Here is a 23357-nt window from a genome sequence, read left to right on the forward strand (position 1 = left end):
TGAGGCATAACCTACTGTTTTTTTACTCGACGTGCCGCACCTGTGCTCAATGGCTCGATTCCAGGGCGGCAAGCAGCCCCAGATGAGGGTAAAGCGCGTCGATCCTGAGCATGTCCTCACGCATCTCCTCGATGATCCAGTCACGCACGCTTTCCACGATCGGGCGCACTGGACGATTGGCCGGAACGACCAGGCAGCAACGCCGGGAGTTGACCCGAAAAGAGTCCGTCGCCGGCACCAGCTCGCCTTTGCATAAGGAGTTCGACACCACGTTCAACCATCCCAGCGCCATGCCCTGGCCCAACAAGGCGGCCTGTACCACCACGGCATAATCGGAGAACACCAGCGCGTTGTCGGCGCGTCCCGGCGTTTCAAAAGCGGCGGCCCAGCCGCGGTCCTGGTTGTCCATGCTGATCAGCGTCGGCACCTGTTTTTTAGCCTTGCCCTGAACGACATCCGCCAGGTACTGGGCGTTGCACACAGGCAGGGTAATTTCTGGAATAACCAGTGTATCCGTGGCCTTCAGGCTGCCCGCCTCGAGGTAACGCATGCCCAGATCGACGTCCACCAAGGGGCCGCCGATCCTACCGGACATCAATTGATAGCGCATGTCGACAGTGGGGAATCGCTGGCTGAAACGACTCATGCGCGGCATCAGCCAATGGGTGGTGAACGCCGTCGACACCGACAGCGTCACGGTCTCGATGCCCGTCGCCCGTGCCTCGATTTCACTGATTGCCGACTCGATGGTACTGAAGCCTTCCTGCACGCGACGGTACAAAATGCTGCCGCTTTCCGTCAGCCTCGCCCCACCATGAACACGCTCGAAAAGCTGCACGCCAAGGTGCTCTTCCAGGCGCGACAACATGCGACTCACGGCCGGTTGGCTGACGCACAGTTCATCCGCCGCCCGGGTGAAGCTGCCACATCGAGCGGCCGCCTCGAAGACGAACAATGAGCTGGAACTGGGAACCTTGCGACGTAGATTAGACATGACCTGAGTTTATGCCTGGCACAACTATTAGTAAATTGTCCCGAACAAAATACCCCGCCTATTCTGGTGAGCGGCTGCGTAAGGCGACCCACGGATATTCGGCGCGGCACTCCTCTCCCTCACGAGACCCTTCCCTGCTATGAAAAACACCTTGAAGTTTTACATCGATGGCCGCTGGGTAGAGCCTCACAGCTTCGATCGCCTGCCCGTGATCAACCCTGCCACCGAGCAGGCATTCTGCGAAATCGCCATGGGAGACCTGAACGATGTCGAGTCTGCCGTCATGGCCGCCCGGCGCGCTTTTCCAGGGTTCTCGCGCACGTCACCCGCGCAGCGCAAACAACTGCTGCAACGGATTCTGGATGTCTTCATGGCGCGCTACGATGAAATCGCTGACGCCATCGTCCAGGAAGTCGGTGCCCCGAAAGCCTTGTCCCACGCCTGGCAAGCCGGGATCGGCAAACGTCACCTGGAGCAACTGCTGCGCACCCTCGACACGTTCGAGTTCCAGAAATCCCGTGGCACCACATTGATTACCCACGAGCCTGTGGGTGTGGTGGCGCTGATCACACCCTGGAACTGGCCGATCAATCAGATCGTCTGCAAGGTCGCGCCGGCCCTCGCCGCCGGCTGCACCATGGTCCTCAAGCCGAGTGAAATCGCACCGATCAATGCCTTGCTGTTCGCTGAGGTCATGCATGAGGCCGGCGTGCCGGCGGGCGTTTTCAACCTGATCAACGGCGACGGCCCGACGGTGGGTGCTGCCCTGTCTGCACACCCACACGTGGACATGGTTTCGTTTACCGGTTCGACCCGCGCAGGGACGGAAATCGCGCGCCTGGCCGCACCGACCGTCAAGCGTGTGCATCAGGAATTGGGCGGAAAATCGGCCAACATCTTGCTCGACGATGTCGACCTGCAAGCGGCAGTGACCAACGGTGTAGACAGTTGCTTTGGCAATAGCGGGCAATCCTGCAATGCGCCTACGCGCATGCTGGTGCCCGTCGCGCTGCACGACCAGGCCGTGGACATCGCCCGTCGCGCCGCGCAAAAACATATCGTTGGCGCGCCCGATAAGGACGCCACGACCATGGGCCCGGTGATCAGTCAACGCCAATACGACAGCATCCAGCGAATGCTTGCCATCGGCATCGACGAAGGTGCACAACTGGTGTGCGGCGGTCCAGGTCGCCCCGATCACCTGCCCCAGGGTTACTACGTACAGCCGACGATCTTCGCCCAGGTCACCCAGGATATGACCATCGCCCGCGAAGAAATTTTCGGACCGGTGCTGGTCATCCAGGCCTACGAGGATGAAGCGCACGCAGTCCGCATGGCTAACGACAGCGTGTTCGGGCTGGCGGCTTACGTTCAATCGACGGACCAGGCGCGGGCCCGCGACGTTGCCCTGCAAATGCGTGCCGGCAGTGTGTACATCAACTATCCGAGTTGGGATTCCGGCGCGCCGTTTGGTGGCTACAAGCAATCGGGCAACGGCCGTGAGTACGCCGAATGGGGGCTGGAGGCGTTTCTGGAAGTGAAGGGAATTGTCGGTTGGGGAGCTTGATGCCCCCGCCCTGACAGGCTCGCCGGCCAGGTGATGGCTACAGTCGAGCCGCCACCGTGGCCACACTGCCTGACATTTTTGCCTCAGCCTTGATCAGATCGGCCATGCGCTCGGTGATCATCAGGGTCGGGACGTTGGTATTGGCGCAGGGAATCGAAGGCATCAGCGAAGCGTCACACACCCGCAACCCGGCGACACCGATCACGCGGCCATCACCGGTGGTGACTGCCAGCGGATCATCGGCGCGCCCCATGCGGCAAGTGCCTGACGGGTGCCAGGTGCCACCGACATTGCGCTGCACGAACTCGGTCAGGGCCTGGTCATCGGCGAGCAGCTTTTTCAGGGTGACCCCCTGAGTCACCAGGCCCTGAATCAGCAAGCCCCGCAACGGCCCGGCGATATCCAGCAACACGCTCAAGGCGCCGCGTTGCAGTGCATTGAACCAGCCCGGCATTGCGACCCTGGCCACTCGTGGTGAGTAACTCGATGGAAACACCACACTGCATTCCCGGTTCAAGGCGGGCGCCGACAAGGTCTGGGCGCCGAAGCGCAATGCCTGCTTCAGACGTTCGAGGTCGCGGCCATCGCTGAGCATGTCGAAGCGTACGTGCGGTTCCTCATGGGGATCGCTGGATGTCAGGCGCAGATGACCACGGGAATAGGATTTGTTGACCCAGAAAAACATCGTGCCCAGTCGATAACCGATCGAATGCCAGCCTGATCGAGAAAGGATTGCGCCATGCATATCACACGGCACCGTGTCATCCAGCCCGGATGAAAAACGCACGATGGCCTGCTCATGGTGCTCTTCGGGAAACGCCGTGCGGCCTTCGCGATTGAGCAGCGCAGACACCGCAATCGAAGGATGCTCCATCAGGTTGGCCCCCACCCCTGGCCGGTCCACCACCGGGGCAATGCCCAGAGAAGTCAGGTCGTCCGCCGGACCAATCCCACTGCGTAGCAACACCGCAGGGCTGTGGATCGCACCGGCACAGACGATGACTTCACGCGCCCGCAAGGACTCGACGACGCCATGACTGTCGATAATCCTGGCGCCTGTCGCCCGACCGGCCTCAATCAACACCCGATCCACCACGCAGCGGGTGCGCAGGGTCAGGTTCTGGCGTTTGCGCACCTCATCGGTCAGATAACACACCGATGTCGGGATTCGCTCGCCCTGCTCGCTGACGCCAATGGCACCCACGAACACGCCCTCCTCCCAGAGCCCATTCTGATCGGCCTTGTGCTCGAGGCCACGCCCGCCCAGGACCTTCATCACACCTTTGACGAAAGGCGAAAGGCGCTCCGATGGCGTACGCCGGATCCTGACCGGGCCGTCGCGGCCATGCAGCGCCTGGTCCTGTGGCCCGCAAAAGTCGGTGTCGTTTTCCAGCTTGCGAAAGTACGGCAGGCAGGTGTTCCAGCTCCAACCTTCGGCCCCCAGCGCCTGCCATTCGTCATAGTCGGCGGGCGCACCACGGTTGGTCATCAGGGCGTTGATCGCCGAGCCCCCACCGAGGATCCGCGCCTGCTCATAGCGCCGGGTGGCACCGGCACGCTGGCCCATCAACGCGGTCAGGCGCTGCCAGATATTGCTGGCATCCAGATAGGCGCGCCCCGGGTAACGGCTACGTATCTCGGCGGGCATCGTGTGCAGGGAAATATCGCGCCCCGCCTCGATCAGACACACCTGTTTGTCGGGGTCCTCCGAGAGCCGGGCGGCCAGCACGCAGCCGGCCGAACCACCGCCCAGAATCAAATAATCGATCATGCCGACACCTTACTGAACGAATTTGAGCCAGCGATCCTTGGCGGCAATCCCTTCAGCGGAGGCCCACCACTCTTCCGACATCAGCGCTTGCCTGGCCGCGTTATCCGGCGAGCTTGGCAGTTCCTTGGCCCGCTCGGGGGTAATTTTCCCCGTGGCGAACGCCGCCGGGTTACCTGGACCGTAGTCAATGTAGAGCGGCAGGTTGGCTTGCAATTCAGGCGATACCGCTTCGTTGAGGAACTTCACAGCCGCCGCATAGTTGGGGGCATTTTTCAGGATGCACAACTGGGTGTTTTGCAGCAGGCCGTCGTTGTAGGTGAAGGCCACGTCCGGATTACTCTTTTGCACGGCGCTGGCTCGACCGTTCCAGATCATCAGCATGTCGACTTCGCCATCGGCGAGCAGTTGCGCCGACTGACCACCCGAGGTCCACCACACGGCAATGTTCGGCTTGATCTGCTCGAGACGCTTGTAGGCGCGGTCGACATCCAGCGGGTAAAGCTTGTCACGGGGCACGCCGTCAGACAGCAGCGCCGCCTCCAGGGTGCTCATCGGATCGTTACGCAAGGCACGCACGCCGGGGAAGTTCTTCACGTCCCAGAATTCGGCCCAGGTCTGCGGCACTTTCTTCAGGTTTTTCTTGTTGTAGCCAATGACCGACGAGTAGAACTCGTAGGCCACCGAATACGGAGTGCGGTAGGCCGCCGGCATGTTCTGTACGTTCGGCAGCTTGCTCAGGTCCAGCGGTTCGATAAGCCCTTCCTTGCCACCGCGCAGGCAGTTGGAGGGTGGTGTATCGATCACATCCCAGACCGGTTTTTTCGCTTCGCCCTGGGCCTTGACCATCGGCCAGGCGTCGGGGGCGCTGTCCTGCTTGATGGTAATGTTCAGCAGTTTGGCTGCCGGATCCAGAATGGCCTTGGTCTGGGCCTCCTGGTAAGCACCGCCTTGGGAGACAAAGGTGATTTCCGCGGCCACGGCGGGCATCGCGCACGCCACCGAAAGACTCAACAGGGAAATGACGGAACCGAACGCTTGAGCAACAGACAAGGTTTTCATGGCAAATCATCCTGGACGTAGATTAATTCGGCAGCGTTAAAACCTCGACTGAACACCCTGCACCCACGTGCTTTGCTCAGGTTTGATTTTATTGTTCGACCGAGCGGGACATTTCGACGTTACAAGAGCATGACAGCAGAGGGCAATGCACGAATAGTCAGAGATGTCATAACCTCAGATCATGCTTATTTCTACAGGCACCTGCCCTCGTTCGCGCGGGCCACTCGCCTACTTGAGCGCCGCGAACGGCAAGCGTCTGGCCAGCTCCTGCGCGAGGTAACGGGCGAACACCGAGATGCGTTGCGGAGTATGCCGGCGATGCTGATAGACCACGAAGATATCGGCCCTGGGCGCCTGGTAATCGCTCAGAACCGCCCGCAGGCGCCCGCTTTCAAGGTGATCCTGAACATTCCAGCGAGAACGCAGGATCAGTCCATGCCCGTCCAGGGCCAGGCGTAACGCGACTTCTCCATCGTTGCTCGACAGCGTTCCGCTGACCTTGTGCGAGTAATCCTGGCCATCCTTGCTGAAACGCCAGATCGCGTAATCACTGCCGAACTGACGCAGCACGATGCAGTTATGCCGGACCAGATCCTCCACCCCTGACAGAGCAGGCATAGCTTCAAGGTATTGCGGGGAAGCACAGAGAATGCGCGGGTTTTCCAGCAGGCGCATAGCGATCAGTCGCGAATCGGGTGGCTCGCCCATGCACACGCTCATGTCGAACTGGTCATCCAGCAAGCTCGAAGGCTGGCTGGACAACTCCAGGGAAAGCTCCAACTCCGGGTGCAATCGGGCAAAGCTGGAGACCACCGGTGCCAGGTGTTGTCGACCGAAACCCAGGGTGCCGTTGATCCGCAAGCGTCCCTGCAACGTCGGCTGTCGGCGATTGAGCGCACTCTCCAGCTCTTCCAGTTGCCGCAGGATCGGCCGTCCTCCTTCCAGGTACAAGGTCCCTTCCGGAGTCAGCGACAGTCGCCGGGTGGTGCGCTGCAGCAACTGCACGCCCAGACGCGCTTCAAGCTGGCTCAGGCGTTTGCTCACCGCTGGCAACGACAGGCCGAGGTGCCGCGCCACTTCGGTGAGACTGCCGCGTGTCGCCACCTGCTGGAAGAAACTCAAGTCATCGATCATCGCCATGATTCTTTCCTTAAAACTAAGAATGGCTTTCGCTCAAGGCTAATTATTAATACAGGGCCACTGCATACACTGGCAATCAGTCCACATCAATCCCAGGAGTCGAACCCATGAGCAAAGCCCAGTACAAAATCGCGGTGATCCCCGGCGACGGCATCGGCAAGGAAGTCATGCCCGAAGGCGTGCGCGTACTCGACGCCGTGGCGACCAAACACGACCTGGAACTGCAATGGGACTGGTTCGATTTCGCCAGCGCCGATTACTACCTGGCCCACGGCAAAATGATGCCCGACGACTGGTTCGACATTCTCAAAGACTACGACGCGATCTATTTCGGTGCGGTGGGCTGGCCAGACGTCGTGCCTGATCACATTTCCCTGTGGGATTCGCTGCTGCAGTTCCGTCGTGAGTTCGACCAATACGTCAACCTGCGCCCGTGCCGCCTGATGCCGGGGGTAAAGGCGCCGCTGGCCAATCGCGCGCCCGGCGACATCGACTTCTGGGTCGTACGGGAAAACACCGAAGGCGAATACTCCAGCGTCGGCGGCAAGATGTTTCCCGGCACCGACCGGGAAATCGTCTTACAGGAGACCGTCATGACCCGCGTCGGCGTCGACCGCATTCTCAAGTTCGCCTACGACCTGGCTCTGAGCCGCCCGAAGAAACACCTCACCTCCGCCACCAAGTCCAACGGCATCGCGATCACCATGCCGTACTGGGATGAGCGCGTCGTCGAGATGGGCAAGAAATTTCCTGAGGTAAAGGTCGACAAGTACCACATCGACATCCTCACCGCGAACTTCGTCCTGCATCCGGACTGGTTCGATGTGGTGGTCGCCAGCAATCTGTTCGGTGACATCCTTTCCGATCTCGGCCCCGCCTGCACAGGCACCATCGGTATCGCGCCGTCAGCCAACATCAACCCGGAGCGTAACTTCCCGAGCCTGTTCGAGCCGGTGCACGGCTCGGCGCCGGACATCGCCGGCAAAGGCATCGCCAACCCGATCGGACAGATCTGGTGTGGCGCGATGATGCTCGAACATCTGGGCCACCCGCAGGCGGGCGCAGCGGTGCTGGCTGCCATCGAAACCGTACTGGCGATGGGGCCGGATAATGCACCATTGACGGCCGATATTGGCGGCAAGGGCAACACCGAAGCCTTGGGCAAGGCCATCGCCGCTGCGGTCTGAACCGGCAAATAACGCGCAATCTTCCGTTCACGGCCCGTGATACGGGAGATTGTTGCGTGTGACTTTGGCATCGTCTGAACACCTTGCCAGCGCTTGCGAGAGACACCATGACCCTGCTATTCAAAGTCGACGAGGCCCGTGGCCGCGCCTGGAAATCGCTGTTCGAAACACACGCGCCGGACATCGACGTGCGCTTCTGGCCGGACATTGGCGACCCGTCGCAAGTACGCTACTTTGCCGCCTGGCAACCGCCACGACAGCTGCATGAACGCTTCCCGAACCTGCAAGTGATCTTCGCCACCTCGGCGGGAGTCGATCAATTCGACCTCGGCGAGCTGCCAGAGCCTATCAAGGTCGTCCGCATGCTCGACCCCGGCATTGCCCAAGGCATCGTCGAGTACGCCTGCTTCGCCGTGTTGAGCCTGCACCGACAGATCCCTCTGTACCTGCATCAACAACAGGCCGGGCGCTGGCAAGACCACTTCCTGACCCCGGCAGCGCAACGTCGGATCGGCGTCATGGGCCTGGGTAATCTGGGCGTTGCGGTGCTGCAGAGCCTGCGTGCGTTCAACTTCCAGTTGCATGGCTGGGCGCGCTCGCAGAAGAGTATCGACGGTGTGCAATGCCATGCCGGCGACGACCAGCTCGAGTCCTTTCTCAGCCAGTGCGACATTCTGATCTGCCTACTGCCACTGACCGACGACACTCGCGACATACTAAACGCGAGGACGCTGGCCGCACTGCCAAAGGGTGCCAGCCTGATCAACCTGGGCCGGGGCGGTCATCTCAAGGAAGACGATCTACTTCAAGCGCTGGATAGCGGACAACTGAGCCACGCCATTCTCGACGTGCTCAACGAAGAACCGCCATCGCCGGATCATCGGTTCTGGCAGCACCCACATGTCTGGCTGACGCCGCACGTTGGCGCAATGACGGCACCGCAGAGCGCGTTCGAGGTATTGCTGGCCAATATCAGGCGTCATCAGGTCGGCAAGCCCATGCAAGGCTTGATCAAGCGCGATCATGGCTACTGAGGCTCCGCACAGTACGTCCGGCCAAGTCACCTTCTGAACTCCAGCACTAAGGCCGACGGTGTCCGCGAGCGGCTCCAGTGATCCGCATCGATGCCATTTGGCTCGCCACCGAGCCGATGGAAATGCGCGCCACCACCCACCCAAGGCTCGTCAAGCATGCTATTGCGCGATACCTCCTAGCGGAAACGCTGATTGGTTCGCCAGTCCGTTCTGGTTATATATTTTATTGCTGAATAAAGTAACGCCCGAACATCGCGCATAACAAATATGCATTAAATATTCAGGACACTACATTCATTTAAAATCAGTCCAATAAACGCGAGAGCTCTCATGATTAAAATGCTAGCCGCCGTACGCCGAAAACCTGGAATGACCCATGCTGAGTTTTTGGAATATATAGAGCATCAGCACGGAAAAATCGCTCGAGCCAAACCATTGAGTGTCAAACGATACGTACAAAACCATATCATCGACGGCGCGTTCGGAATGGACTCCGATGTGACCTATACAAGAAATTTTCACCGAGACTCCATCACGGAGTTATTTTTTGATGATATGCCGGGTTTGATTCACACGTTCAGCGATCCCTATACCCAACAAACCGTAGGGCCTGATGCAAAAAACTTCGCGGACCTGTCTAACCAGGCCGCTCAGTTGATGGATGAAGTCGAAACCGTCCCTGCAAGTTCAGGGTCCCTCCACAGCAAAGTGATGATTTTTTTGAAAAAGAATCCAACGGTGTCTTTGGATTCTTTTTTCAGCGCATGGGATTCGGCGCACGAGGCAATCATCAGCCGACACCCAGACTTTCAAAGTGCACTCCGCCGGCATGTTCGTTCCAGATACCTGCCCGACGGTGACAGGGTAACCGCCTATTTCGGCCCCGACATAACGGTATATGAAGGCGCTTGCAGCATGTGGTTTGAAAATGAAAGCGCTCTTTCCAGTTTTCGTCAGTATCAGCGCGCACTGTTCCAACAGCTTTCTGACGAAGGGATTGTGGTGTCAGCGGAGTCTTTTTTCGTATATGTCAAAGAGGTGGTGATTATGGGCCTGAACCGGTAAACACTTAATCAACGGAACTGTGCTCAACCGCGCGTCAACGCGGACTCAAGCCGCTGAGTCCGCGTCCTGTGCCGCGCACCATAGACATAAGTGCCAGGCACCAGAACAGCGACTTATTTGATTCAGATGGGCTCGGCCAACATCGCAGTAGACTCGCGCATGATCTGAGCATGCTCGTCCTTGTCACCCCCACTTTTTTCTATCTCGCACAGCCGCGCGGAGTTTTCGACCACGAGCTGGCAACGCTCCCAACGCCGCGCTTCGAACCGGTTCAGGGCAGTCTGTAGATCGGCGCTGGCGAGCAACTCTTCGGCGAGCACGATGGCGCTCTCAATACCAATTCCAGCCCCGGAAGCCAGATGTGGCGTGGTGGCATGCACCGTGTCCCCAATCATCACCATGCGGCCTTTATGCCAGGGCAACGGCACCAATAGATTGGCCAGCGGACGATAGTCGATATTGGCGCCCGGCTCATACAATTGAGGCACCAGCGCCTGCAGGATCGGGGCGGGGAACTCACCCAGCAGCCGCGCCATTTCACCTGGCCAACTGGCCGGATCGATCCACTCGGAAAACTCGCGGCTTTCCATGAGGAACATGTACATGTGCGTTTCGGAAATCGGATTGACGCCAACCTTGGTGCGTCCGAGCCAGTGACTGGGCCGCACGATTTCCGGCGGACGCCTCAGTACAGCACGCCAGACACTCTGGTGAATGGGTTTCGGCGCAGGCGCTTCGGGGAAAAACGCCTTTCGTATCTGCGAATGCACACCATCGGCGGCAATGACCAGGTCATAGCGCCCAGAGGTGCCGTCGGTGAAAGACACTTCAAGGTCATCCGCGTGCTCGATGATGCCGTCGAACGTGATGCCGAGGCGCACATGGGTGCCTACTTGCCGTGTCTTGTCGGCAAAAATACGAGCCAGCACCGGGCGCAGAATGCCGCCGCCACAAGGAATCGCTTTATCACTGAGCGGAGGTCGAAGCGCCAACTGCACAATCAGGTCGCCTGCCGGTGAAAACACATCGAAATTGGTCGACAGATACCCTTGCGCGGCCACCTGTTCAAGAATCCCAACGGTATCAAGCGCTCGTAGCGTGGGCCCACTCAGGGTAATTCCCGCCCCTAGAGGGCACCACAAAGGATCTATTTCGACCAGGTCAACTTCCACCCCCTGGCGGGCGAGCTGGATAGCCGCGGTCATACCGGAGAACCCTCCTCCGATCACCAGGACCTTATTGACTGCTGCAATCATCACGCTCTCCTAATTATTCTTATTCACCCGGCTGACAGTGCATGGCACACCGACGAGCGTTGCGGCGTCGTCGAGTCAATGCTGCAGAGTCATGAGTTTCCGACGGAAAATGTCAGATCAACGACGAGACTATCGAATTGGTTATCTGCGCTGAAATCGCTTTGCACAATCCGAGGTATCGCTTCAGCTGATGGGTCTTGGCGTTGCGACAAAACCCGGTGTTATCCGCGTGCCTACGGATAAATAAAAAAACCGATTGATTGCAGTTCATTCGAACCGCAATCAATCGGCCTTCAACGACACGGATTCACACGCTTTCCAAGCCATCCCAGCAGAGGTATTTCACTTCAAGAAATTCGTCGATCCCAAGGTGCGATCCCTCGCGCCCAAGACCGCTCTGCTTGACGCCGCCGAAGGGCGCGACCTCATTCGAAATCAAACCACAGTTGATGCCCACCATGCCCGATTCGATACGAGCGGCGTTGCGCCAGATGCGTGCCGCATCACGGCTGAACAGATACGCCGCCAGGCCAAACTCGCTGTCGTTGGCCATCGCAATGGCTTCGTCATCGCGGTCGAAACGCAACAGCGGCATGACCGGGCCGAAGATCTCTTCGCGAGCGATCCGCATCCCATGGGTCACGTCGGCCAGCAGGGTGGGCTGGAAGAAACCTCCTCCCAGCACATGGGGCTTGCCGCCGGACAGCAGTCGAGCCCCTTGCGCCAGCGCGTCATCAACCAGGGCCTGGGACTTTCGTACTGCCGCGTCATCGATCAACGGCCCGACCTGCACACCCGGTTCCAGGCCATTGCCCACCTTCAGGCGTGCCATGCGCTCGACGATGCGTTCGGCCAGTGCGTCATAAATCCCTGACTGCACCAGCACCCGGTTGGCACCGATGCATGACTGCCCGCCATTGCGAAACTTGGCCAACATCACCCCGTCAGCGGCGGCATCCAGATCAGCATCGTCGAAGACAATGAACGGGGCGTTGCCGCCCAACTCCATGGAGCATTTCTTCACCGTCTGCGCCGCTTGCGCGAGCAACAACCGACCCACTTCGGTGGAGCCCGTGAAAGTGAGCTTGCGCACCAACGGGTTGGCCGTGAGCTCACCGGCAATGTCGCGGGTGTCGTTACCCGTGATCACACTGAAAACACCGGCCGGCACACCCGCGCGTTGCGCGAGTTCGGCCAGCGCCAGTGCGGTCAGGGGCGTCTGACTGGCCGGTTTCACGACCATCGTGCAGCCGGCCGCGAGGGCCGGGGCGGCCTTGCGCGTAATCATGGCAGCGGGAAAGTTCCAAGGCGTGATCGCGGCGCACACCCCGATGGGTTCGCGCAGTACAACGATGCGCTGAGTGTCCTTTACGCCGGGAATCATTTCGCCGCGAACCCGCGTGGCTTCCTCGCCAAACCAGCGCACAAAAGACGCCGCGTAATCGACTTCGCCGCGCGCCTCCTCCAGGGGCTTGCCCTCCTCCAGGGTAATCAGCGTGGCAATATCCTCCCGATGTTCAACCATCAACTCATACCAACGGCGCAACACCTCGCCACGGCGTTTGGCCGTCAGGCGCCGCCACGGCCCAAAGGCCTCCTGCGCCGCGTCGATGGCGTGCCGGACTTCAGTTTCGCGACAGCGTGGCAACTCGGCCAGCACCGTTTGATCCACCGGATTACGCAGCGTGTAACGACCGTGTGGCGTCTCGGTCAACCAGTCTCCAGCGATGTAGGCTCCGGTACGCCACAGTGTCGGGTCCTTAAGTAAATGCTTCACGGTGCAACCCTCCTGATCAGCACGGGTGACGCCCGATCATGAAGGCGGCATCAGGGTCCGAAGTCACTGGCAGCCCCGACGCGACCAACCCTTGACGCAGAGACTTCATGAAGCGATCCGGCACACGCATCGCCGGGGCGCGGAGTGGGCCGCCGTTGAAGCCGGCGAGCCAGTCCTGGTATTTCCACATCGTGCGGTTGAGCACACCGGTGCCGCCGGCATAGCTTTGCGCAGCGGCGCCGTTGGCGCTGCGTGCCGGATTGACCTTCCAGTACAGTTCCATCGCTTCTTCGAAACGCCCCGTGCGGGCCAGCTCGAAAGCTTTCGGGTAGTAGTCGCTCATCCACGCGGTGTTGCTGGTGCCGGAAAACTGCAGCTTCATCAGGCTCATCAAGGGGATCGCATCGCCTTCGATCGGGCAACTGATCACCACTTGGTCACGGAAGTGGTGGTACATCTCGCAAATGCCCGCCGGCAATGGGAACCCTTGCTCGGACTTGATGGCGGCGATATTCGGGCAATCGGCCAGCAGGCGACGGACCAATTCCAATGACATCCCCGCCGGATGCACGCGCTCAAAGCCCCAGAGCGGAATCGGGAAGAGCATGACCGCAAGGTCCGTGGCGTCGCAGAATGCCTTGGTGTAGTCGTAGATTTCCTGCTCGCTGGTCGGCCAGAACTGTGGCGGATAGGACAGCAGGACGATGTCAGCACCGGCATTCTCGGCGAGCTTCACCGCCTCGATATTCTCGGCAAGCGTGCCAAAAGCCGCGTGGAAGAACAGGATCAGGCTTTTCCCCGACTCACGCGCCCAAGCGGTGAATTGCGCGTTTTCCTGGGCAGAGATGGCCAGCTCGCTGCACAGCAACGTGGCGCTGTAGCCCAGCCCGACCGTATGTTCGATGTCGTGGCGTATGCCACGCTCATTGAGGCGCTTCAGATCAGCACTGAAGCTTGGGAGGGTGACAGCCGAGCAGCCCACCAGGTTTTCACGCGCCCAGGCACGGGCATCCGCTTTGTTGTAAGTCGCCATGATGATTTTCCTTCGGACAGTGGAGGGGTTATTTCGAGACAGGGACAATGCTGGCAGGCAACTCGAGTCCGAGGCCTTGTTGCCGGGCGCGCTCGTACAGCACTTGCGCAATGACAACGTCTTGCAAGGCCGAGCCCACCGATTTGTAGAGAACGATGTCGCTGTCGTTCTGGCGCGGGATGACACGCCCTGCCACCAGGTCCGACAGCGCGACCAATTTGTCGGCGACATAGACACCGGCAGTGATCGCCGCAATGGCATCCCCCGTATCGTGGAGTACCTCTTGCGGCATATCCGCGACGATGCACACGGCTCGCTCCATCGTGACCGGGTCAACTTCCCGTTGTTCAGGCAAGGTCGAACCCAACGATACGATTGTGGTACCCGGGCCAAGCCACGCGCCTTGCAGTACTGGAGACTCGTCACGGCTGCGGGCGGCACAGATCACCACATCACAGTCCTGCACGGCCTCTTGCGCGCTGCCCACCGCGTGAATATCCAGCCCCGGCCTGAAGCTGTCGGCAAACCGTTCGCGGCTCGCAGGCGTTGGACTGAACACGCGAACATGGGCGACATCGCGCACGGATTTGAGGCAATCCAAGGCGCCACGCGCCTCGAACCCCGCGCCAATCACACCCACCCGCAGCGCACGCTGGGGCGCCAGCAAATCCACCGCCAGCGCAGCGGTTGCCGCGGTGCGCAATCCGGTTACCCGATTGCCGTCGATCAGGGCACTGAGCGCCATGGTTTGCTGGTTGAACAACGCGATCAAATAGCTGGCGCAACGTGCCCGCATGGAAGCCGCGATCAACTTGCAGCCCATATGGCCGCCAGTCGGTGGTACGGCGGTCAAACTGCGCAGCCAGATCCCATCGCCCCGCGCCATCGACCGGGGCGGCACCATGGCATCCGAGGTAGGGCTGGCATAGGCCTGGGCGAGCGCCGCGACGGCGGCGCTCCAGTCGGCGAGCGAGGCCACATCGGCATCGCTGAGAAAAAGCGTCGGGGCAACGACGTGGTGCTGTTGGGCGTGATGCATAGCGCTAACCTCGCAATCGAGTATCAGTCGGTGATTGACTGACACCCTACGAGGCACATCCCCCACCGAATACTGCTGGGGATCGAAAGCAGCTATCGCTCAAATCGATGGCATCGCCAGGCTGCCGATCAAGCGTCGCACTTCACGGGAGGCACGGGTCAAGGGGCGACGTGGTGACTCGACCAGTACCACAAAGCGCTCGAGAAGCGGCTCGACGATACGTGACGAACTCAGTCGCGGGTCCAGAGAGCCCGGTAGCACAGAGGCGATCGCATAGCCGCCACCCGCGGCGACGACTTCATATTGGAGCTGCACGGAGTCGGCTTCGACGGCAACGCATAATTCCACGCCTTGCTCGGTGGCCAGATGGTCGAGCCTGGCCCTCAACAGATGCGGTCGCCCAGGCACGACCAATGGCAACCTCGATAGATTTTTTAATGCAATATCTCGCTTGACGAACAGCGGATCGGCGGCCGGTCCTACCAGGTGCAACGGCAGCCTGGCCACAAGATGGGCCTGCCCGATGCTTGCCTCGCTCTCGCGCAGCACCAGCGCCATATCCAGACGACCATCGTGCAACTGCTCTTCGAGTTGAGCGCTCGCGCCCTCGATCAGGTGCAACCTCACACCGGGCATCTGGGCGCGTACCGCAGAAAAAAGCGTCCCGGCAAACCGACGCACCGCAGACGGCAACATGCCCACGACCACCTCCCCCACCGGCTTTCCCCGCAGGTTGCGAATGTCATCGGCAAGGCCTTCAGCGTCCGCAAGAAGATCCGATATGCACGGCAGCAGTTGCTCCCCAAATTCGGTCAGGACCACCCCGCGCCCCGTGCGATGAAACAGGCGCTCGCCACATTGCGACTCGAGCAAGGCAATATTGCGACTCACCATGGACTGCGGCATATCCAGCAGTACCGCGGCTTTGCTGAGACTTCCAGCCGCCACGACACGCACGAACAAGGTCCAGCGAGGATCGATGATGGTCAGCGCTGTTGCCGGATAGTGCGAGCCATTGCCCGGTACATCGGCACTCTGAAGGTCCTTCATGGCCTCAACGCTTGGCGAGCCTGCTGCAGGTACTCGCGACTGTCCTGAAGATGCAGGCGCATGGCCGCGCGCGCGTATTCAGCGTCCTGGTTGAGGATCGCCTGATAGATCTGTTCATGCTCGCTTTGCATGCGCTGTTCATAGTGCAACGGCTCATCATGAAACAAACGCGCAGAATCCAATCGACTGCGCGGAATGATGATCACGCCCAGGTTGGCCAGTGTGTTGGCGATGTAGTGATTACCTGACGCCTGGGCAATGCTCAGATGGAACTGAAAATCCAACGCCGCCCTGTCATTGACACTGACGGCTGGCTGTCCGAGTTGATCGAGAAGCCCCCGCAACCCGGCCAACTGATCCGGACGACGTCGCTGGGCGCACAGCCCGGCAGCTTCCACCTCAAGACCGATTCGAAACTCCATGATCGCCAGCGAATCATCGAGGATGCCGAGGGTAGCCGGGTCGATGAATGCCCCCAGCGACAGGGCGCTGCCGCGCACAAACGTGCCGATCCCGTGGCGTGTCTCAACCATTCCAGCAGCCTGTAGACGCGACATGGCCTCGCGCACCACGGTCCTGCTGACCCCATGCTCAAGCATGAGGGCCGACTCGGTGGGCAACTGTTCACCGCCCCGCAGTCGCCCCTCCAGAATGTGCCCGGACAGCAGCGCCTCCAGCCCCCGGGACAGGCTGCTGCGTTTTTTTCCTGCGGCCGCCGGCACGTTCACGCCTCGAAAATCGCTACGGCACGGACGAAACCGGCCGACGCGTGCCGGATCTTGTAGGGGAAGCAGGACACCTGGAAACCATGAGCCGGCAGGCACTCCAGGTTGGCCAGTTTCTCCATCTGGCCGTAGCCGATGTCACGCCCGGCCTTGTGCCCTTCCCAGATGATCGAGGCATCGCCCGTGGCCGCGAAGCGTTCGCGTGTGTACTTGAACGGCGCATCCCAGCTCCAGGCATCGGTGCCGACCACACGCACGCCGCGCTCGAGCAAATACAACGTAGCCTCGCGGCCCATACCGACCCCGGCATCCAGATACCCTGGCTGACCGAACAGCGCGCCGGCGCGGGTGTTGACCAGGACAATGTCCAACGGCTGCAGCACGTGGTCGATGCGCGCCAGCTCCGCCTGCACTTCGGCGGCGCTGACCACATGGCCATCGGGCAAATGACGGAAATCCAGCTTCACGCCGGGTTGCAGGCACCAGTCCAACGGCAACTCGTCGATGCCGAAAGCCGGCTTGCCACCGTCGGTGGTCGAGGCATAGTGCCAGGGGGCGTCCATATGCGTACCGCTGTGCGTGGTGATCTGCAGGCGCTCAGCCGCCCAGGATTCGTCGCCAGGCAGTTGCGCCTTGGACAGGCCGGGAAACATCGCGGCCATCTCCGGCCAGCCTTGCTGATGGTCCATGTAGTCGATTTTCGGCAGCAACGGCGGTGGATCGGTGTAGGGGTTGTTGTCCAGGGTAACGGACAGGTCCACCAGGCGGCGTTTAGTTGATTGCATGTTCGCTCACTCCAAGTGCCACCCGCCCACGCGCACGGCGCGCCGGGGCAGCAGCATTCAAACTGTTTCGTATCAAGGCGGCAGCCGAGCCGTCATGGCGAAAGCCAAGGGCACGGGCCAGAGGGGTTTTCATGGCAGGGAAGTTGCCAAACAACGCTTGCAGCCCGGCATCCGGTGCGAAGCTGATCAGCGCACGGCGTTCCTGGCCATAGGCAGCGGCCAGGGCATCGATGACCTGGGCAATGGACAGGCGCAGCAGCGGGAGTTGCCAGACGCGTGACTCGCCAAGCTCGGCGGCCGGCAGTTCGGCGGCCCGCAACAGGTTATCCACGCAACACCGCACCGACATCCACCAGGCCTGCGCCTGCGGTGAAACCGGGCAGCAATACGGCTGGCCTTCGGCGAAGGCATGCAGCAGGTCGCTCATGAACGCCGAGCGCAGCCCGTTGGGTTCACGTGGACGGGCAACGATGCCGGGCAGGCGTACGGCACGGCCGTCCACCTCGCCTCGTCGGGCCAGGTCGTTGAGCGCCATTTCCACCATCGCCTTGTGCGCACCGTAACTCAACTGCGGGTGTGGCACGGCGCGCTCATCGAGGCGCGCCGGCAAGTCGCCGCCGTACACCGCCACGCTGCTGGCATACACCAGCACCGGCGCGCCAGGCTGCGCGCGCAACTGGTCAAGCAACTCCAGGCTTGCCAGCAGGTTGACCTGATAGCCCAGTGAATAATGCTGCTCGGCCGCTCCCCCAGGGATGCTGACCAGGTGAAAAACCACATCAATGCCATCGGCCAGGGCGCGACGCAATAACGCGGCATCGGTCACACTGCCGCAATGCCGACGCAGGCGTTTATCGTCAGCAAACCCCACCAACTCTTTATCCAGCAGGATCAACGCGCTGATCGAACGGCCTTGCCATTCATTCGCCTGGAGCAATCGGTTGACCAGCGCCCGGCCGACAAAACCATTGGCCCCGGTAATCATCACGCGCATGGGAGGCCTCCGCGCACGACACGTTGGTCTATCGCCCCGAAGACCGACTGCCCGCGCAGGTCGAGAACTTCCATGCGCACGCGATCACCGAAGCGCATGAAGGACGTCTGCGGCGCCCCTTGCTCGATCATCTCGACGGCACGACGCTCGGCGATGCAGGCCGCGCCAACCGTGGGGTCGGCATTGGAAACCGTGCCAGAACCGATCACGCAGCCGGCCCTGAGGCGCCGGGTCAGCGCCGCATGGGCGATCAACTGATGAAAGCCGAAATGCATGGCGCCACCGTGGGCATGCCCGAACCACTGGCCATTCCATTCGACCCTCAGTGGCAAATGCACACGCCCGTCCCGCCAGGCCTCGCCCAACTCGTCGGGGGTGATCGCCACCGGGGCAAAACTTGACGAGGATTTGGCCTGGATAAACCCGAAGCCGGTCTTCATTTCACGGGGGGCGAGCGCACGCAAGCTGACATCGTTGACTTGCACAATCAGCCGAATATGGTCGGCGGCGTCTTGCGCCGAGCAGCCCATGGGCACCTCATCGACCACCACCGCGAATTCACCTTCAAAGTCGATACCGTGGCTTTCACTGGGCAGCACGATGTCGTCGTGGGCCCCCAGGAAATCATCGCCACAGCCCTGATACATCAAGGGTGTGTGTTCAACACCTTCGATCGGATCCAGCGCGAACGCTTTCTGCATGCGCTCGCCATGACTGAGGAAGGACGAGGCATCCAGCCATTGCCAGGCACGTGGCAAGGGTGCGGCAGCGTGCTGCGGATCGAAGGCGAAGGCGCCGGCCAGGGTGCCTTCATTCAAGGCGTCGTAGCGCGCGCGTAACGCGGTTTCGACGCTCGACCATTGTTCAATGGCAACCTGCAACGTCGCCGCAATATCGCTGGCATCGGCCGCCCAGGCGAGGTCGCGCGACACCACCAGCAGGCGACCGTCGCGGCTATGATTCTTGAAGGTACTGAGCTTCATGCCTGGCCTCCTTGCAGTTCGGGCGCGAAGCGGCCATCCAGCAGGACAAACAACATGCGTGCCATCTGCTCGGTGCGATTGCTCCAGGCGTGGTTGGTACCTCGCTGCACGACGATGTCACCGCGCTTGAGGTGCACTTCCTCGCCATCGAGCACCAACCAGACCTCCCCCTCCGTGACCACGCCGTAATCGAGGGTTTCGGTGCGATGCATCAGCTTGTGTTTGGAATCTGCCTGCCCCGTACCGGCATGGGCCTGGCCAATTTCGGCGAAGGCCGCCGCGGCATCCTCGGCGCTGACTTGGTTCTGTACGCTGTCGGGCGGGATATCCACCACACGGATAACGCTGCCCAACGGCGCCGGACTCAACTGAAGCGGCTTGCGGGTGGGGTCCTCGCCATTGTCGAGTACGGCCGGGCTGGCGCCACTGTTCCAGATCTCATGGAACACCGTACCGGGCACGGCCTTGAGCGGGAAGCTGTTGGGTGTCGGTCCGCTGAGCGCGACCACCGCCTGGCCGTGGGCATCGTGCCCGGTGACCACGCGTTTGAAACCTGGAAGCTGTTGCATGTTCGACTCCTCAATCAGTTGGCAAAACACCGCAGCGGGTAGAGATGGATGAATGGAAAACCTTAAAGATCGAGCACCAGCCGGGCACTCCTGGCACGCGAGCAACACGGTGTGAACTGGTCGTTGCGGGCCCGCTCGGCATCGGTCAAGAACATGTCGCGATGCTCCGGCTCGCCTTCCAGCACGCGCGTGATGCAGGTGCCACAGATGCCCTGCTCGCAAGACAAAGGGATGTCGATGCCGGCCTCCAGCAGCACCTGGGCAACGCTGAGCGTGGCCGGCACTTGGAAACACTGTCCGGTGCTGGCCAGTTGCACTTCGAACCCGCCCGCCTCACTCACCGGGGCAGCAGCAGCGGTAAAGTACTCACGGTGCAGTTGCGTTTCGGCCCAGCCCTGCGCACGCGCGGTGCCGAGCACGTGCTCCATGAAGCCATTGGGGCCACAGACGTACAGATGACGGTCACGGGTCGGCGCGGACAAAACCCCAGCGCTGTCCAGGCGCTGGCTAGCCTCGCCATCGTCCACATGAATGTGCACGCCATCGGCGAACGCCGAATGGCGCAGGTACTCGATAAAGGCCATGCGCCCGACCGAGCGGCCGCAGTAGTGCAGCTCGAAAGGCGCGCCGATCCGCGCCAGGCGCTCGGCCATGCAGAGGATCGGTGTAATGCCGATGCCGCCCGCGAACAGCACGCTGTACCCCGCCCCATGCTCCAGCGGGAACAGGTTGCGTGGCTCGCTGATCCGCAGCCGGCTGCCTTCGTGCACTTGCTCGTGCATGGCCTGGGAACCGCCACGAGACGCAGGGTCAAGCAACACGCCCAGCAGGTAGCGGTGACGTTCTTCCGGGTGATTGCACAGCGAGTACTGGCGCACCAGGCCATTGGGCAGGTGCACGTCGATATGCGAGCCGGCACTGAAAGCCGGCAGCAGGGAATCCTCGGCCGGGGCCAGTTCAAAGCTGTAGATGCCTTCGGCTTCGCGACGCTTGCGGGTCACCACGACATCGATCATCTCGGTGCACTCACTGGCTGCTCAGCGGCAATCAAGCGACGCAGAACACGTCGGCAACGCACGGCCCCGGCATCGACTGGCAGCAACACAGGGTTGAGGCCAAGCAGCTCAACCTCGCCAATCTGGCGCTGTTGAGCCTCGACCATGGGCTTGTCTTCACCGGCGAAAATCCCGATCAACATGTCCTGGATGAAGGTGTTCAACTGCGCATTGTCCTGCTCGAAACTGCGTGTGTTGGCGAAGAAGTAATGGGTGTTCGTCGCGTCCTGCGGCGTCATCAGATGCAGGTTCCAGGTCACGGGCCCCTCTTCCCTGGGGTGGCCGGGCGGCGTGGCGCCACTGCCCAGCAGCATCAGGCCGGGGGCGTGCCAGATGACTTCGGCCCAGACGTCTGCCCGGCTCGGGTCTTCAAGATGAGCGCCGAAAGCCGGTGGGGGGACATCGTCTGGCGCCCACCAACTGATGCGCACGCGGTCGTTGGGCAACTCCTCGATGGTCGCGCGCGTGCGTGACAACGCCCCGCCACCCAGCGTATCGGGGTGCAGGAAATCAACGTGGCTCAGGTCCATGATGTTGTCGGACAGCAACTCGTAGTGCGCGCGGGTTGGCAAATACCCATGCCCCTTGGCATGGGGTGGGGCCTGTTCGAGGAAGGAAAAATCAGGGATCTGCGCCTCGTTGGCCAGGCTCGAATCGCCAGGCCAGACCCAGATCGCCCCATGCCGCTCGACGACCGCGAACGCGCGAACGCAGGCGGCCTTGGGGACGGTCCCATCGCCATGGGGGTTGTGCGTACATTGGCCACTGCCATCGAAACGCAAGCCGTGGTACGGACACTGGACGCTATCGCCGACAACCTTGCCCATGTGCAGCGGGGCAAAACGGTGTGGGCAGCGATCGGCGAGCGCCTGGATCACACCCTGGCTATTGCGAAAGAACACGATGGGTTGCTCGACGATGGTCCTGCCAAGCATCCCACCTTGCGTCAGCTCGTCTGCCCATCCAGCGATGTACCAGGTGTTGAGCAAATAACTCATGATGATCTCCTCATTGTTCTTGTTTTCATGAAATGTCGAATAGACAGATCAGCGATCAGGCTCTGCGACGACCGCGCCGGCAAAAGCGGCCCCGCTGCCTCGCAACCGAAGGCAGGCCAGGGCCACCACAAGTTGAAGCCCTGCGATGATTCCCAGTGCGGCAGGCAAGGCGCCGATCACCCCGCCGGTGATCGCCAGCACCACCAGTGGGCTGGCGAACTCACCGGCAAAGAACAGCGCCGTGAAGCCGCCGGCCGCGCGGCCGCGCTGCTGGAAGTCAACCTGGCTCATGATCCAGGTGAGCAGGGTCGGCATCATCAGGCCGATGCCCAAGCCGTTGATCAGCACGGCGACCACCACCAGCCCATGACGGTCGGCCACCGCCAGCAACCCGCCGCCGATAGCGGCCGCGAAGAAAGCCAGGAGCATCTGCCGAGGCGCCGGGACACCACGCAACAGACGGAAACTCAAGGCGCCGACCAGTACGCCGAACTGACTGGCGCCCATGGTCAGGCCGATCTGCTGCGACCCTTCGACATGCAGCAGGTTGAGCAGATAACTGACTTGTACCGGCACGATGAACAGGCTCAAGCCAGCCAGGAATGCCAGGGCATACAAGGGGGCCAGGGCGCGCCAGGGGAATGCCCTGTCCGCTGTGGTTGTCGCGGTGACGGCCTGCGCGCGCGGCTCCCACAGCAACCAGGCCATCAGTGGCAGGAACACCAGCCCCAACCCATACAGGGCAAACGGCGTGCGCCAACCGTGCTCGCCGAGCACACCGCCGACGGCAATGAAGATCGCCGCCGACAGCGAGGTCGCAACCATTTGCAGCGCGAATATGCGTTCACGTCGCGCGCCGCTGTAGTAGTCCCCCATCATCGTGGTGCAACAGGTCATGATCGCCGCCTCGGCCACACCGATGCCGGCGCGGCTGATCACGATGACCTGCAGCGACTCCAGCCATAGCGGCAGCACGCCACAAACCGTGTAGAGCACCATCGCACCGATCAGCAACGGCTTGCGCCCCAATCGGTCGGCGATGATCCCGGCGACGGGGGCCAACAGCGCAATCATCAACGCCGGCAGCGTCAGGGCGATGGGCACCAGCACCGCGACACCTGGCGTGTCGGCAAAGTGTTCCTGCATACGCGGCAGGATGGGAGCCAGCAGCACCGCACCGAGCACCGGCAGGCAACTGCCGAGCAAGAGCAACAAGGACTGCGGCAGCCGCGCCTGGCGTTCAACGTTCATCACGCACCTCCGCTGATTGGGTCGC

21 protein-coding genes are annotated in these 23357 nt (G+C 61.3%); 4 read left to right on the forward strand and 17 right to left on the reverse strand.

What is annotated here, in order from left to right:
- Window positions 1-46: 46 nt before the first annotated feature.
- Complete coding sequence (locus A7317_RS15110; RefSeq protein ID WP_024074573.1) at window positions 47-994, reverse strand: LysR family transcriptional regulator; 948 nt, start codon at window positions 992-994, stop codon at window positions 47-49.
- 139 nt (window positions 995-1133) lie between these two features.
- On the opposite strand from A7317_RS15110, the gene A7317_RS15115 reads away from it, so the two are divergent.
- Window positions 1134-2561, forward strand: coding sequence for an aldehyde dehydrogenase family protein (locus tag A7317_RS15115; protein WP_024074572.1), 1428 nt, complete (start codon window positions 1134-1136; stop codon window positions 2559-2561).
- Window positions 2562-2598: 37 nt separating this feature from the next.
- Here the strand turns inward: A7317_RS15115 and A7317_RS15120 are convergent, their stop codons facing one another.
- The 3 genes from A7317_RS15120 to A7317_RS15130 form a co-directional block, all read right to left on the reverse strand.
- The gene (locus tag A7317_RS15120) at window positions 2599-4332 is read right to left on the reverse strand and encodes a GMC family oxidoreductase (protein WP_024074571.1); all 1734 of its coding nucleotides are present in this window, start codon (window positions 4330-4332) and stop codon (window positions 2599-2601) included.
- A gap of 9 nt (window positions 4333-4341) precedes the next feature.
- Window positions 4342-5391, reverse strand: a complete 1050-nt coding sequence (locus A7317_RS15125; protein WP_024074570.1) for an ABC transporter substrate-binding protein — start codon at window positions 5389-5391, stop codon at window positions 4342-4344.
- A 228-nt stretch (window positions 5392-5619) separates the two neighbouring features.
- A complete protein-coding gene (locus A7317_RS15130; protein WP_069076199.1) occupies window positions 5620-6531 on the reverse strand; it encodes a LysR family transcriptional regulator in 912 nt (303 codons plus the stop codon).
- Window positions 6532-6638: 107 nt separating this feature from the next.
- Between A7317_RS15130 and A7317_RS15135 the strand changes: the two genes are divergently transcribed.
- The 3 genes from A7317_RS15135 (at window position 6639) to A7317_RS15145 (ending at window position 9817) form a co-directional block, all read left to right on the forward strand.
- On the forward strand, window positions 6639-7718 hold the full coding sequence (locus tag A7317_RS15135) for a tartrate dehydrogenase (protein ID WP_069076200.1): 1080 nt from the start codon (window positions 6639-6641) through the stop codon (window positions 7716-7718).
- A gap of 107 nt (window positions 7719-7825) precedes the next feature.
- Window positions 7826-8752 carry a 2-hydroxyacid dehydrogenase gene (locus A7317_RS15140; protein ID WP_024074567.1) on the forward strand — a complete coding sequence of 309 codons (927 nt, stop codon included), beginning with the start codon at window positions 7826-7828 and terminating at the stop codon, window positions 8750-8752.
- Between the two features lie 330 nt (window positions 8753-9082).
- On the forward strand, window positions 9083-9817 hold the full coding sequence (locus tag A7317_RS15145; RefSeq protein WP_069076201.1) for an EthD domain-containing protein: 735 nt from the start codon (window positions 9083-9085) through the stop codon (window positions 9815-9817).
- Between the two features lie 122 nt (window positions 9818-9939).
- Here A7317_RS15145 and A7317_RS15150 read toward each other — a convergent pair whose 3' ends face one another.
- The 13 genes from A7317_RS15150 to A7317_RS15210 all read right to left on the reverse strand — a co-directional run bounded on the left by A7317_RS15150 (window position 9940) and on the right by A7317_RS15210 (window position 23332).
- The gene (locus A7317_RS15150) at window positions 9940-11073 is read right to left on the reverse strand and encodes an FAD-dependent oxidoreductase (protein ID WP_081329205.1); all 1134 of its coding nucleotides are present in this window, start codon (window positions 11071-11073) and stop codon (window positions 9940-9942) included.
- A 307-nt stretch (window positions 11074-11380) separates the two neighbouring features.
- The gene (locus tag A7317_RS15155) at window positions 11381-12850 is read right to left on the reverse strand and encodes an NAD-dependent succinate-semialdehyde dehydrogenase (protein WP_069076202.1); all 1470 of its coding nucleotides are present in this window, start codon (window positions 12848-12850) and stop codon (window positions 11381-11383) included.
- Between the two features lie 16 nt (window positions 12851-12866).
- A complete protein-coding gene (locus tag A7317_RS15160) occupies window positions 12867-13883 on the reverse strand; it encodes a dihydrodipicolinate synthase family protein (RefSeq protein WP_024074563.1) in 1017 nt (338 codons plus the stop codon).
- A 28-nt stretch (window positions 13884-13911) separates the two neighbouring features.
- A complete protein-coding gene (locus tag A7317_RS15165; protein ID WP_069076203.1) occupies window positions 13912-14922 on the reverse strand; it encodes an ornithine cyclodeaminase family protein in 1011 nt (336 codons plus the stop codon).
- A 99-nt stretch (window positions 14923-15021) separates the two neighbouring features.
- Window positions 15022-15972 carry a LysR family transcriptional regulator gene (locus tag A7317_RS15170; protein ID WP_024074561.1) on the reverse strand — a complete coding sequence of 317 codons (951 nt, stop codon included), beginning with the start codon at window positions 15970-15972 and terminating at the stop codon, window positions 15022-15024.
- Entirely contained in the window at window positions 15969-16700 is a 732-nt protein-coding gene (locus tag A7317_RS15175) for a FadR/GntR family transcriptional regulator (protein ID WP_069076204.1), read from the reverse strand. The genes A7317_RS15170 and A7317_RS15175 overlap by 4 nt, the downstream gene beginning before the upstream one ends.
- Window positions 16697-17482 (reverse strand): cyclase family protein, encoded by a 786-nt coding sequence (locus A7317_RS15180; protein ID WP_024074559.1) that lies wholly within the window; start codon window positions 17480-17482, stop codon window positions 16697-16699. Before A7317_RS15180 ends, A7317_RS15175 begins: the two co-directional genes overlap by 4 nt.
- Window positions 17469-18476, reverse strand: a complete 1008-nt coding sequence (locus tag A7317_RS15185) for an NAD-dependent epimerase/dehydratase family protein (protein ID WP_024074558.1) — start codon at window positions 18474-18476, stop codon at window positions 17469-17471. Before A7317_RS15185 ends, A7317_RS15180 begins: the two co-directional genes overlap by 14 nt.
- A complete protein-coding gene (locus tag A7317_RS15190; RefSeq protein WP_069076205.1) occupies window positions 18467-19459 on the reverse strand; it encodes a fumarylacetoacetate hydrolase family protein in 993 nt (330 codons plus the stop codon). The genes A7317_RS15185 and A7317_RS15190 overlap by 10 nt, the downstream gene beginning before the upstream one ends.
- Window positions 19456-20028 (reverse strand): cupin domain-containing protein, encoded by a 573-nt coding sequence (locus tag A7317_RS15195; RefSeq protein WP_024074556.1) that lies wholly within the window; start codon window positions 20026-20028, stop codon window positions 19456-19458. The genes A7317_RS15190 and A7317_RS15195 overlap by 4 nt, the downstream gene beginning before the upstream one ends.
- A 62-nt stretch (window positions 20029-20090) precedes the next feature.
- Entirely contained in the window at window positions 20091-21044 is a 954-nt protein-coding gene (locus tag A7317_RS15200) for a PDR/VanB family oxidoreductase (RefSeq protein WP_069076206.1), read from the reverse strand.
- Window positions 21041-22081 (reverse strand): aromatic ring-hydroxylating dioxygenase subunit alpha, encoded by a 1041-nt coding sequence (locus tag A7317_RS15205; RefSeq protein ID WP_069076207.1) that lies wholly within the window; start codon window positions 22079-22081, stop codon window positions 21041-21043. The genes A7317_RS15200 and A7317_RS15205 overlap by 4 nt, the downstream gene beginning before the upstream one ends.
- A gap of 48 nt (window positions 22082-22129) precedes the next feature.
- A complete protein-coding gene (locus A7317_RS15210; RefSeq protein ID WP_069076208.1) occupies window positions 22130-23332 on the reverse strand; it encodes an MFS transporter in 1203 nt (400 codons plus the stop codon).
- Between the last annotated feature and the right edge of the window lie 25 nt (window positions 23333-23357).

This window comes from Pseudomonas fluorescens (assembly GCF_001708445.1).
Taxonomy (GTDB): domain Bacteria; phylum Pseudomonadota; class Gammaproteobacteria; order Pseudomonadales; family Pseudomonadaceae; genus Aquipseudomonas; species Aquipseudomonas gorinensis.